The organism is Candidatus Neomarinimicrobiota bacterium (assembly GCA_034716895.1).
In the GTDB taxonomy this organism is placed as follows: Bacteria; Fidelibacterota; UBA8477; order UBA8477; family JABMPR01; genus JABMPR01.
Genome location: JAYEKW010000209.1, coordinates 14,780 through 27,135, shown reverse-complemented (window position 1 = coordinate 27,135; position 12,356 = coordinate 14,780). Strand labels below are relative to the sequence as shown.

The following is a 12,356-nucleotide window of genomic DNA, read 5'->3' as shown; positions in this document are numbered from 1 at the left end:
CACATACAACCAATTGATGGCAAAGGGAACCAGAAAGATCAACAATAGCAACAGCAACCCATGCCAGGCAAGCTTAAAGGTCTTCTGGCGTCGCAGCACATAATCCGGCAACAGGTTGATCAGTAACGTGTCTTTCTTCTTCGGAAACAGGACCTGTACGGCTAATCCAAGCGGTATGGCGTAATCTGTATAGGATTCACTACTGTCTTCCGGGATAATGAATTTATCAGGATTTAAACTTAAGTACTCAACCCTGACGCTGACATCGTCCTGCTCGAAAAATGCTTTTGCATCGATCTGTCTGGCTTCACCGGTGAGAATGATCCGTGTAATATCCTGATAATGACCCAAATCCTGATCGTAAAGCAATTTTCCGGATATTGCATTTAACAGAGACGGTGATCTCAGATCCTCCCGGATGCTCTGAGAAAAATGGATAACATTGGTTCCCTTGGTGATGATAAAACTGCTTTGGACATCCTCGATATTGACCAAAGCAATGATCTCATCCTCTCCGATATCATCATAATTAAAGCGCAGCAAATTGATCAGGGCCACTTCATCAGTACATACAGAGACAAAACGGGGTTTGACCTTCAGATGTGGCTGAATATCATCAAAAGCCTGAATAATGGGAATGTCGCCTTTGTACACAAAAGCATAGGTTTCCCCACTTTCAGTAAAAAGACAGTCATAATGATCTTTCGGAAGTTCGGCATCACCCTGCCGATCAATGATCTCGTTGAATATCTGTTTTTTTCGTTTCCTGGGTTTCAGCTCGGTGAAGTTGCCTCGCAAATGAAGCGTATGAACCAGAGAGCGGGGTAAATTGATGGCATGGGCATAATGCTTTGCAGGAACCCGGGACATCAGACTCAGCAGGATATCCTCATTGGTCTCTTCTTCCTCGAATTGATCTTCTTCGCTGGACTGATCCATGCTTCCAAAACCCTGATCAGCCTCTTGCACTTCCTCTTTGTCATCAGGTGGTTCGTCATGCAGGAATGCCGGCCTATCATCAATGCCAAAGGCGTTCTCTGCTGTTTCCAGAGTGCTAAAATCTGAACTTGTTTCATCGGTATCATCTTGGGGATGCTGAAAGGGAGTAATCAGAGTGGCCTGATCCAAAGCTGCAATTTTGATCTTACCTTTATGCACAGAGGTAAGGGTTGTCTTGAGTTCAACACCATCCTGGTACAGGGTCAATATGTTTTTAGGAATTCCCATTATGAACGGCTTAGAGGGATATCTTCACAATTTCTTTGAATCGTTTTTTATTGTTGGCATTGGAGAGCGCTTCTTCATAGGATATCTTTTTCTCATCAAAGAGACGTTTCAGATCCTGTTCCAGTGTGATCATACCCAGGTTACTGGATTGCTGGATCATCTGATAGATCTCATCCAGGTTATTATTCTTGATGGCAGCCCGAATAGACGGAATCATTAATAAGACTTCTTTGGCAAGGACCCGTTTCCCATCCAGCGTACGTGGCAGCTTTTGAGAGATAATCACGCTCAATACATCAGCCAGACGTTCCCGGACTCGATTCTGTTCATTGGCTGGTACTTCACCAATGATACGGTCAACACTTTCAACCGTTGATGAGGTGTGCAGCGTGGAAAATACCTTATGCCCACTGTCAGTCACTTCCAGAGCTGTGATGATCGTCTCAGGATCACGCATCTCACCGATCACAATGATATCCGGATCCTGCCGTAGAGCCTGAATGGCACCTTCCTTGAAGGACAACACATCAGCCCCAACTTCACGATGTCGCACGAGGCAGCCCTTGGGTTTATGCACCTGTTCAATGGGACTACCCAAAATAACAATGTGGGCATTCATCGATTGATTGTTGGCATCAATTATGGTATCAAGGGTGGAGCTTTTGCCTGATCCGGTAATTCCGGTGACCAGGATCAAGCCCTTTTTAGTGTGTTTCAGGCTCAGCGCCTTAGCAATCTCCGGATGTAAACCCAGACCTGCAAAAGGACGGATCTCATCACCAATCATACGCATATTCAATCCCAGATGCCCCAGGTCAAAATACATATCACCTCGTAACCGGGCAGTCGACCCATCCAGATCTATCGAATAGGAGAAATCCAGATTACGGTCTTTGAGCAATACATCGCGTTGTTGATCCATGAGGATATTGAGCAGGATCACATCCATCTCAGAATCACTATAGTCACCCTGTGTAGGATCAGGTTTTTTTTCGCCCTGACTCCTGTACCAGATCTTTCCGGCACATCCAGCTGAGCCCATGTCAATATCGGAAGCGCCGTTGTCCTTCATATCAGCCAGTAAACTATTCAGGAACGCGCGTAAGATTCTGCGGTCATCATCCAGTAGCCCGGATATTTCCCGACTCAAGTGGTGTAGCCGCTCCAGCCCGAAAAGAGTATCTGGAATCTGATCCAGAATAGGCTTTAATAGTTGATGTACGTTGTTGATTACTGTCTGATCCATCTGCTCAACTCCACTTGCTTAGTCCAACATCGAATTTACCGTTGTAAAAGCTGTTCTTCAAGTTTTACTACTCGTTCATTGGTTGAAATCAGCTTCCGGCGTAGAATTTCAATAATATTCATGGTAAAGATATTAAAATATTTTGGTTCCTGACGAGCAAAGAAATCCAGAAGGCACTGTCTATTATATTTTAGAACCAGTGTTGGTTCCTCAGTTCTTATTGTCGCGATCCTATAATGATCTCGATAGATGATCAACTCGCCAAAAACATCCTTCCGGCCCAATTCGCCCAGTAACGTACTCTGTTTCCACACGGACACTTTGCCTTCACAGATCAGAAACATGTCTCGACCTATTTGTCCCTTACGCAGGATATTCATGTGGGTGGCATAGGCTTTTTCGCGCCCCAGCCTAATAAATTTTTCAGCCAGTTCTTTGGGGAAGTGAGCAACCAGAAGGGGTGGCTCATTAAAGTGGATGAGGGTTCCGGTCAGTTCCATTTTCAAGGATAAGGGTCCAATACTGTTATGGCTATTCCTGACGGAGCTTCGACTCGCTTGTTGCGATTCATTCATTATAAGGTTCCCAGGTTTTTGGGGGCATACTGAGTGCTCCAGGATGCGCGACCATAATTTTCATCATATCCATACGTGGTTCCAACATCAAACGAGATCTGAATGATCCGGACACTGTCAATTTGACTTGTAGTGCTCATCTTCTCGTTAAAATAACGTAACTCCCAGGCAGTTACCCCCAGAGCTACGTCATATTCCACACCATTGACGCTCCGGTACAAATAGCGGTCATTGGGATTATCAGTCGCTGAGGTCTCGCTGGCAGGACCGGCACGATAGCTGAGGGTGTCAATCACTGAATCCCGGTCAATATCAGACAAAAACGTGATTGTGGAATCAGAAAAAGCCAGAAGTGCTGGTGTGGTCCGGGATACCTGATGACCGATCTTTTTAAAATCATAATCCAGAATCGCGGCAATTTCCACAACATTTTCCTGAGCCATGGTGCCCAGCGAGTTCAAACTGGAGGTCTCCAGGATCTCATGGTTCATGTTCAAGATGGTCAACAACACCATACCACCGATTAGAAAAGAACCTGCCATTTGTATGTCACCCATAACTGCTCATTTCCAGTATGGATAAATGCGGCTTAAGGTGATGTCATTTCTTAGATAGTCACTGCTGATGGTCGCATTCAAGCGCTTCAGAGAGGATTGAGTTCCCAGAAAGGTATTCTTATCGGAAGCATCTATATATCCAACGCTAACCACAAGCGTGTAGGTCATCCCATTGCCAGCTGTATCCACCAGGGATAGTCCATCGTAGTCATCAATATCATTGAAATCAGGGTAGGACTCTCCAGACTCCGGTCCCAGCGAGTCAGCCGGGGTGAAATCATCGGGGATGGATTGCGGGTTGCTGGAAACTGCATATTTGTCAAAGGATTTAAGCCAGGCCTGTCGAAATATGCCTTCGATGATCGAAACGGAATTCAGTTCATATTCACTTTGAAGAACATGGATCTCATTTTTAGCCAGAGCATCATTCACAGTTAGCGAATAGCGACCTAATATAGCGATGGCCATGACCAGGATCATCATTTCAACGCGACCCACCTGGACTATTCCTCATCCTCAACGGTGACAGCCACAATTTCTTCAATAGAGGTGATGCCCTCTTTGATTCGTTCCCGTCCTGAAGCCCGCAAGGTCAACATGCCATTTTTAATAGCCTCTTCTCTAATAGCATCCTCATCGATCTGGTCTCCCGAAGCAACGATCATCTTCTTTATCTCTGAGGTAAAATACAATGATTCCATCACAGCCGTACGACCTTTATAGCCGTGACGACAGTTATCACAACCAACGGGTTCATAAAGGGTGAATTCCTGTAGCTCCTGTTCAGTGAAACCCAAAGCCCGGGCTGAATCAAAGTGTTCCTCCGTCAGGGGTGTTTTGCAATCCTTGCAAAGTCTGCGAACCAGTCGCTGAGCCAATATTAAACTGACTGATGAGGCAATTAGAAAGGGTTCGATACCCATTTTATAGAGTCGGGATACAGCACTGGGAGCATCATTTGTATGCAAGGTGGAAAAGGTGAGGTGACCGGTATTGGCCAACTTCATGGCTGTCTCCGCTGTTTTAAGATCACGTATTTCACCTACCAAGACAATATCTGGATCGTGTCTGAGGATAGCTCGGATAGCGGCATCAAAACCCATTTTATCGCTAATCTTCAATTGACGTGAGCCATGGATCAGATATTCCACCGGATCTTCAACGGTCAATACACATTTTTCAGGAGTGATAACGGCATGCAGGGCAGCCACCAGCGTGGTACTTTTACCACTTCCAGTAGGTCCTGTCACAATCACGATACCAGAGGGCTTGTTAATAGACTTTTTAAAATCGAGCAGTGCTTGTTTCTGAAGTCCCAGCTTATTCAGATCTGTAATTACTTTACGGTCATCCAGGATTCGGATAACAATACTTTCCAGCTTCCGGTCAAATTCGGAACCTACAATGGGTATAATGGAAACGCGATAACGGATCAGGTAGTCATCGATCTTCCTTTGAATAAAACCATCTTGAGCCATATCACGTTCAAAACGATCGACATTGCGAGTTTTATCCTTAAATACTGCTGATATTGCTTCAGGCTTTACCCCTTTTTGGGAATGCCAGGTTTCCAGTTTCCCATCTATTCGAAAGTTAATCTCTGTGATATTGCCTGGTTTCGGGACCACATGGATATCACTGACATCCTGTCGTACAGCCTCGATCAAGACTCCTTCGACCAGGGCGGTAAGGGCGCTTTGATTGATCTCTGCATCAAGGGCTGCCTCATCTACTTCATCTTCATCGATATGAGTCTCTTCATCATAATTGATCTCATCCAACAAGCCCAGGAAGTCATTATGGCTGGATAGTACTTTATTAAGAATTGCATCAACATTTTCTACACGGCTATAGACGATCTCAAAATTACCAAAAGGTAATTGCTCAGCCATAGAGGTCACTTCTGGATCAGTAGGATCAGCAGCAATTATGGTTAAAACAGCGTCTCCTCCCTGACCATTAACACTGAGGGGCACCATTTTAGCGCGAATCATGGTTGCTCGAACCGCATCACTGCGACTATCAAAAACGCTATCGATAAATTCTATTTGCTCCTCATTGAGATCATCAGCGTTGATCTCAACCTCTTTGATGGCAAAAATAAATGATAGTTCATGCAGTACCGCATGTTGATCCACACCCAGATCTTCATAGAATATCTTACCAAGCTGCCGACGACTATTAGCTGGCTCAGTTTGCTGAATTTCCAGGGCTTGTTTTAGGATATCCTGAGAAATCACGCCCCTTCTAACTAGGATATCACCGATCTTGGCCATTTAATTTGTCCTTATTGCCCTACATTACTGACGTTTCAGAGGAAACCAGGGTCAACCCGATCATGACAGACATAATGACCATCGTGACCATTCCATTTATCGAACCAACGACCCGATCCATCCGATAGCCTGTTTCAGTTTCATAATAGTTTGCCAATTGCAACGCATTAGTGCGTAACGCTCCCGATTCTGCTCCAGACCGGAAACGGGAAATGGCGGTCTTGGTGAAGACACCGGTGGCTTCCATGGCTTCTACAATCCCTTTACCTTCCCCCAGCATCATAGGGATGCCAACCTCATTCATCTGGTGCGCTATATAAGAGTTGCGACATGCTTCAGAGGCGATTCGGATCACCTCAATATTCTCACCGGAACCACTGTAAAGTGAGTGGAATACGCGAGCAAATATTTCAATGCTGGTCTTGTGTAGCAGTTCTCCAATGACCGGTATTCTAATGACAATCTTATCCTTCCAAAGTTTACCCTTGGGGGTTCTTATGTAGAAGATAAGGGCTGTCAGCGGAATCAGGGTCACTGCTGCCAGAATCATCCAGTTATCGGAAAGGAAATTACTCAAAGCCATCGTTTTGGCTGTCATGGGTGGTAAAGGTTTGCCAAATTTTTCAAACATAGAGGCTGTTTCAGGAAAAATGACCATCACATAGTAGATTACTACAAGAAAAATGGCACCCAGGGTAACAAACGGGGACACCAGTGTCTTTCTTAAATTACGTTTAAATTCTTCATCACGAGCCATGAACTTTGCAGTGCTTTCGTAAACACTGCGCATGTTGCCACTGGTTGATGCTACAGCCAACATATAAGCCGGAAATTTTCCAAATACATCCTCATGTTTTCCAAAGACCTCGCCCCCTTCTTTACCTTCCTTAAGATCCTGCTGGATCTGTTTGATGGTTTCTTTGAGGCGAACATTGGGGGTATCCTCACCAAGCAGGGATAAGATCTCATCATAGGGCAAATTCTCTTTGAGCAGATCCGCGCATAAGCGAATCCAACTGGAAACTTCACTGGATGGAACCTTGCCCTTGAAATCCAATAGTTTCTTATTGACACTGAGCACCCTGAACCCCAGCCGTTCCAGAGCAGTTTGGACTTCTTCCTTGGCAAAGGCTTGTTGTTCACCTCGGGTAATTTCCTGGCCAGGTTTTTGGGCTTTATATAGAAAAGTCGCCTTTTTTTCGATACTCTGGAATGTGAGATTCCGTTTCGTCGCGAATTCTATGGCGGCTGTTTTTGCGGCTTTTTTGCTAGCAGCCTCAAGGATGCCCTTGATCGGCTTTCCTTTAAGAGTGGCTAAGGTGTATCTGAATTGCTCCATTAGGGGTAGGCTCCCCTGTAGAGTACTAACCTACGTGGGTGTCATGAACGACACCCACGTAGATCTTATAAAAGGGGTAATATATAAATTTTTACACTACCGAATGATTAAGGCATGGTGATCGTTGGCGAACCTGTGATCCCATTCTGGCTGACAGTGGCCACAATCACAACCCCCTCATTGGCACCGGTGCCAGTCAGTGTGAACTGAGCTGCAGCAGCTGCTGACATCACATAGACACCATTAGTATTAGATGAATCCGATCCGAATGATGTAATATCGGCCGCATTCGTGAAATCTCTGGCACCACCACCCATTGCGGCTGGTTTCCGCCAATAGGCTGCTGCGTCTGAGGCGATCGCATTGATGTCCTGCATGACTGCATCGCGCTCTGCATTAACAGCACCCTGAGTAAACATGTTGATTCCTACCACAACCGCCACTCCAACGATGATCGTTCCCAAAACAATTAAAAGTAATTGTTGTTGACCCATTATGGCTCTCCTTTTTTTTGGTTCTTTAAAATGCTTTAATTTGGAAGATCATAATCACAACGTATAACCACTCTTCCCGGCTCCATTTTACCTAACACGCTGAAGTTTTTTCTTCAGTCTGTTCAAGGCATGCCCTTCATTTACATTTCGCGTGAATATATCCGTCTGAAATATTTGAATCAAGGTAAATAAGGCTTTTCAGGGGAATCAAGTGATCTAAATCCAGATTCATTTTTTCGATTTTACAGGAAACAGAATAACCTAAAATGAGCCTTGCCTTAATTTATAATATTCAAACATTTCGGGGTTCAATTTAGTCGCATAATATTGATCAGATAAATTTACTTATGCAGTTGAGAATTATTCGGTAACGTATGTGTTGGGTCACATATTTTGAGTACAGTTGACAACCATCAACTTTGTGTATCAGCCGATCCTGTCCCCAGTTTTTAAGTCAAAAAAGTGAAGATGTTCAAATTGGGGGATGAAATTGAGCAGTTCGCCTCAGTTAAAAATTGGTTGTATTTCCTTATTGCAGAAATACCATTTTGATCGTCCTGGAATCATTCCCTGCTTGCAGACGACAAAAATACATACCTGTACTAACGGGAGCTCCTGATCTATCCGTTCCATTCCATTGGACTGTGTGTTCACCCTGGTCATCTGCTCCATCCAGAAGCGTGAGAACCTCATGACCCAACATATCGAAGATCTTCAATGTGATCTTAGTCTGAAAGGGTAGACTATAACTAATAGTAGTGCTTGGATTAAAAGGATTGGGGAAATTACCAGCCAGCAGAATATCCGTGGGGTTTAAATCAACATTTTCAACTGAAACCTGATCATTGTGTTGATTCAATAGCCATAGCCATAGTCCCTCAGAGTTGTAGGCTGGATCCCAGGCATTGTGACCCACCCCCTCAAACAAAGTAAGCTGGACGTTGGCACCAACAGCAGCCAATCGATTAAACATAAACTGTGACCCCTGCCAGGGGACACCGTTATCCAGAGCTCCATGGAATATTGCAATATTTGAATTGACCAAGCGTTCCACTCCAGGTACGTCACGAGCCGCGATGGGGACTACAGCCGCAAACAGATCGGGGTAACTCACAGCATATTCCCATGTTCCAAAACCGCCTCGACTCAAACCGGTGATATAAATACGACTTGCATCAACTCGATAGGTTTCAATGATATACTGAGTCAATACATTCACGCGATCCACGTCCCAGTGCACATTGGCATGAAGCTGAGGACACAGGAGCAAAAAATCTGAATTCATACCCTGCTCGTAAAGCAAAGGGGGGCCCCCCTGTCTGATTTCATCAATATTTTGGATCGCACTGCCCGATCCATGGAGAAATAATACCAAAGGCCAATTCTCATTATTACTGTTGTAACCAGCAGGTAGATATAGCAGATAATCATCGTCAATTTCTTTTGAAATCTCAGTTGAGAATGTTTCGTGCAGGGCTACAGCGGGACTACCGGTAAAGGACGGGGCTGTTCCTACAAACCATTCCCAAAATCCTTCCTCAGAGTAACCTTGTTCCCATACTTCGTGCCCGAGATCATCATAGATGGTCAGTTGATCCTCTGTCGTACCGCAGTAGGTCTGCATTTCAAAGAGCATATTCTCTGGATCTTCGATGGGAACCAGAGAATCCTGGGCACCATGAAACATCCAGGTCGAAACCTCACCCAGGCGGCATATCTCAGTGCAGGCAGGTGCTCCCATTGGAGCAAAACGCTGAAATATTCCCGGGTAACTGACCCCAAACTCAAAAACACCCCAACCTCCCCGATCACCAATGCCTGTGATGAAGCGTTGAAATTCATCGATATGATAATTACTTTCAACTTCCTCCAAAAGAGCTTTCAGGGCATCGGGATCCCAATGCTCATCTCCTGGTAGCTGGGGAGCGACAATAAAAAAGTCATGTCCCATCCCCATTTCTACGAGTTGAGGTGGACCATAATTTCTAATCAAATTAATATCATCAACACTCTCCATACCCGTGAGATAAAAAACCAATGGCCAGGCTTCATTTGGTCGATAATCGGCTGGGACATAGAGCAAGTAATCCAGATCAATGGTCTTGGTGTATTCAGTAGAGATGTTGTGGTACTCAGGAACAACCTGAGCTTGACATGAAACCAGGATGATCACTAAAAAACCGAGTATACTTCTCATCACTTTATTCTCCCATTAATTGCCCAGCTCGATCCCTGGTTATGGATTAGTCTTATCTCAGATTTATCAACTTCCGGGCTACTTCAAATAGATCTTGTTTCGCGGTAAACTGTAGACAAGTCCCATGCGGTTTACGTACATTTCCAATCCATGCTTCAGGAATGGCTTCCATTCCTTTAGAGGCTCCTGATAGTGCGCCTACAATCGCACCAATGGTGTCAGTATCGCGCCCGAAATTACCAGCATAGATCATCCCTTGTTTGAATTCACCTCGAGTTAATTTGAAAACTGCAAATGCCGAAACCACAGCTTCCGGCACCGATGCTTTATACTCACACCGCAACGCTTTATGGAGCGGCATCCAGGAGCGTTCAATATTATAATCAAATTCCTCAAGTATGGCAAAAGCCACATCAAAAGAATGTTTGAACCAACTGCCGACCGGCGCCCACTTTCGGGCTTCAGCAATGATCTCGTCCACGGTTCCGCCATCAATCGCAACCGCTGTTGCAGCCGCTACTGCTTGAGCGCCCCAAACGCCATCATCCGCATGGCTGATCTCTGCATCAATACGGGCTAATTCAGCAGCCAACACTGGATCGCCAGCAGCCACGATCCCCATGGGTGCTGAGCGCATAGCGGCGCCGTCACTCCTGGAGTAGGCATTGTACTTCCCCGTTTCTGGAGCGGTTAATCCTTTACGGATATTGGCAGCAGCTTCACGCTCACTGGCTCCTCCACGTTTGAGTTCATCTTCCACCAGAACGTGCTCTTTCCAGGCTGCTAATACATGTTCCGGAGTTGGTTTCCCATTGGAATTGATCAGAATCTCAGCACTAAGCAGTGCAAATTCAGTATCATCTGTACTGAAGGTTGGTTTTTCCGGCCAATCCATGGTGATGCCGTACAAAAATTGGTTTTCGGGATCGCGAGCCGCATCCCCAAAGGCATCGCCAATGGCAAGACCAACGAGACAAGCCTCAGCGCGGGATTGATATTGTTGTTGACTCATGTTAAGCTTTTTTATTGGTGACATTCCATATCCTTTAAATAGTTAATAATCGTCTGATTTTGATAAATTTCCGGAGGTAGCGCTGATTCGTACAAGTTTGGCTGCTGTAACTGTCCGGTGAGCCAAATCTGAAATTGTTGATCGGTCAAACCCACCAACACTGGAACGAATCTGATTATTTAGCGGGTTGATCCATTTTTCAGGTAATGCTTTGGCTCCCTGCACGATGCCAACAATTGAGCCAGCAGTAGCACCGTTACAATCCGTATCCCAACCGCCCATCACTGCACTTGTGATCGTCCGTTCATAGTCACCAGCACCATGGATCAGGGATGCTACCGTCAGAGCCGCATTATTGATCGTATGCACCCAATGATAATGCCCGAAAGTAGCATAAAGTTGATCAACAACGGCTTCCCACTCGCTCTTTTCGATGGGAATACTGAGAACCGTATTAATCGCTTTAGAGAGACGGGAATTCGGTGGAATTTGGTCTAGCCCCAACTGGATCAGTCTGCGCATATCAGATTCGACAAAAGCAGCGGCCATAATGGCTGCAAAGAACATCTCGCCATAGATTCCGGTTCGCGTGTGAGTCATTCTGGCATCCCGCCAGGCAAACTCAGCCGCTTCTTCAGGGTTTCCGGGACAGACATAGCCCCAAAGATCAGCTCGGATCTGTGCTCCGATCCACTCCCTGAACGGGTTGAGATATTGTCCTGATTCTGGTGGAGAAATTCCATTCAATAGATTGTTATAAGCTACCCGTTCTGCGGTGAACACTTCATACACCGGCAACTTTTTCAGCCAGGCAGAGGCAACATCCTCACTACTGAATTCTGGTCCGGAGCTTTCCAGAATATGGAGATTCAACATGGTAAAATTCAGATCATCATCTTCAGGCATGCACTGGATATTTTCCCGGAGACTTTCAAATCCGCCCCGGCGTTTCCAGGGATATTTTTCCAGAAGTGCTTGCGGCATCCCGACTTGAGTGAAATAATTGTCCAGCGGCCAGGCACCATTTGAATCCAACATCTCTCTGATGATGGTCCGATGATAGCGTTCAATGGGCTTACCCAGGAGACAGCCACCGGCTCGTCCCAGCCAGCCGCCCAATGTTGCATTAAAAAGTGCATCCGAATCCGGATCGAATTTGGGAAGATCGGATTTTTGGTGAGAGCAGCTCGCTTTAATATCTTGAATCTCTGAGGGTTCATTTTGAGCCAGATCTTGGGGAAAGGGCTTTCCTGAAAGTTCCTGCAGAAGTTGCTTTGCTTCCAACTGCAATTTTTCCGTTGACTGTTGCTTTACTTGTTTCTGAAGCTCTTGCAAATGCATCTTTTCAAACGATACATCCAGACCTTCATCCTGACGCTGGATTATCTCGTATTCAAAACGCTCAATAAAATCCAGATAACGTACGATCATAA

11 protein-coding genes are annotated in these 12,356 nt (G+C 45.4%); all 11 read right to left on the bottom strand.

The features are described from left to right. A partial coding sequence (locus U9Q77_12290) for a hypothetical protein (protein MEA3288137.1) occupies positions 1 to 1,227 on the bottom strand: 1,227 nt, incomplete at its 3' end. Between the two features lie 10 nt (positions 1,228 to 1,237). Further along, positions 1,238 to 2,473 (bottom strand): ATPase, T2SS/T4P/T4SS family, encoded by a 1,236-nt coding sequence (locus U9Q77_12285; GenBank protein ID MEA3288136.1) that lies wholly within the window; start codon positions 2,471 to 2,473, stop codon positions 1,238 to 1,240. Positions 2,474 to 2,508: 35 nt separating this feature from the next. After that, positions 2,509 to 3,048 carry a cyclic nucleotide-binding domain-containing protein gene (locus tag U9Q77_12280; protein ID MEA3288135.1) on the bottom strand — a complete coding sequence of 180 codons (540 nt, stop codon included), beginning with the start codon at positions 3,046 to 3,048 and terminating at the stop codon, positions 2,509 to 2,511. Next, positions 3,048 to 3,605 (bottom strand): hypothetical protein, encoded by a 558-nt coding sequence (locus tag U9Q77_12275; GenBank protein MEA3288134.1) that lies wholly within the window; start codon positions 3,603 to 3,605, stop codon positions 3,048 to 3,050. Before U9Q77_12275 ends, U9Q77_12280 begins: the two co-directional genes overlap by 1 nt. A gap of 6 nt (positions 3,606 to 3,611) precedes the next feature. Further along, complete coding sequence (locus U9Q77_12270; GenBank protein MEA3288133.1) at positions 3,612 to 4,103, bottom strand: hypothetical protein; 492 nt, start codon at positions 4,101 to 4,103, stop codon at positions 3,612 to 3,614. A 5-nt stretch (positions 4,104 to 4,108) separates the two neighbouring features. Next, on the bottom strand, positions 4,109 to 5,881 hold the full coding sequence (locus U9Q77_12265) for an ATPase, T2SS/T4P/T4SS family (protein MEA3288132.1): 1,773 nt from the start codon (positions 5,879 to 5,881) through the stop codon (positions 4,109 to 4,111). 19 nt (positions 5,882 to 5,900) lie between these two features. Beyond that, the gene (locus tag U9Q77_12260) at positions 5,901 to 7,220 is read right to left on the bottom strand and encodes a type II secretion system F family protein (protein MEA3288131.1); all 1,320 of its coding nucleotides are present in this window, start codon (positions 7,218 to 7,220) and stop codon (positions 5,901 to 5,903) included. Positions 7,221 to 7,327: 107 nt separating this feature from the next. Then, entirely contained in the window at positions 7,328 to 7,714 is a 387-nt protein-coding gene (locus U9Q77_12255) for a hypothetical protein (protein ID MEA3288130.1), read from the bottom strand. Positions 7,715 to 8,243: 529 nt separating this feature from the next. After that, entirely contained in the window at positions 8,244 to 9,911 is a 1,668-nt protein-coding gene (locus U9Q77_12250; protein MEA3288129.1) for a T9SS type A sorting domain-containing protein, read from the bottom strand. Between the two features lie 52 nt (positions 9,912 to 9,963). Then, the gene (locus U9Q77_12245) at positions 9,964 to 10,947 is read right to left on the bottom strand and encodes an ADP-ribosylglycohydrolase family protein (protein MEA3288128.1); all 984 of its coding nucleotides are present in this window, start codon (positions 10,945 to 10,947) and stop codon (positions 9,964 to 9,966) included. Positions 10,948 to 10,965: 18 nt separating this feature from the next. Further along, on the bottom strand, positions 10,966 to 12,354 hold the full coding sequence (locus tag U9Q77_12240) for an ADP-ribosylglycohydrolase family protein (protein ID MEA3288127.1): 1,389 nt from the start codon (positions 12,352 to 12,354) through the stop codon (positions 10,966 to 10,968). Between the last annotated feature and the right edge of the window lie 2 nt (positions 12,355 to 12,356).

Excerpts from the sequence above, each read along its gene's own strand:
- U9Q77_12275 (MEA3288134.1), bottom strand. The coding sequence starts at position 3,605 with ATGGGTGACATACAAATGGCAGGTTCTTTTCTAATCGGTGGTATGGTG.
- U9Q77_12240 (MEA3288127.1), bottom strand. The coding sequence starts at position 12,354 with ATGATCGTACGTTATCTGGATTTTATTGAGCGTTTTGAATACGAGATA.
- U9Q77_12260 (MEA3288131.1), bottom strand. The coding sequence starts at position 7,220 with ATGGAGCAATTCAGATACACCTTAGCCACTCTTAAAGGAAAGCCGATC.
- U9Q77_12280 (MEA3288135.1), bottom strand. The coding sequence starts at position 3,048 with ATGAATGAATCGCAACAAGCGAGTCGAAGCTCCGTCAGGAATAGCCAT.
- U9Q77_12265 (MEA3288132.1), bottom strand. The coding sequence starts at position 5,881 with ATGGCCAAGATCGGTGATATCCTAGTTAGAAGGGGCGTGATTTCTCAG.
- U9Q77_12250 (MEA3288129.1), bottom strand. The coding sequence starts at position 9,911 with ATGAGAAGTATACTCGGTTTTTTAGTGATCATCCTGGTTTCATGTCAA.
- U9Q77_12245 (MEA3288128.1), bottom strand. The coding sequence starts at position 10,947 with ATGTCACCAATAAAAAAGCTTAACATGAGTCAACAACAATATCAATCC.
- U9Q77_12285 (MEA3288136.1), bottom strand. The coding sequence starts at position 2,473 with ATGGATCAGACAGTAATCAACAACGTACATCAACTATTAAAGCCTATT.
- U9Q77_12255 (MEA3288130.1), bottom strand. The coding sequence starts at position 7,714 with ATGGGTCAACAACAATTACTTTTAATTGTTTTGGGAACGATCATCGTT.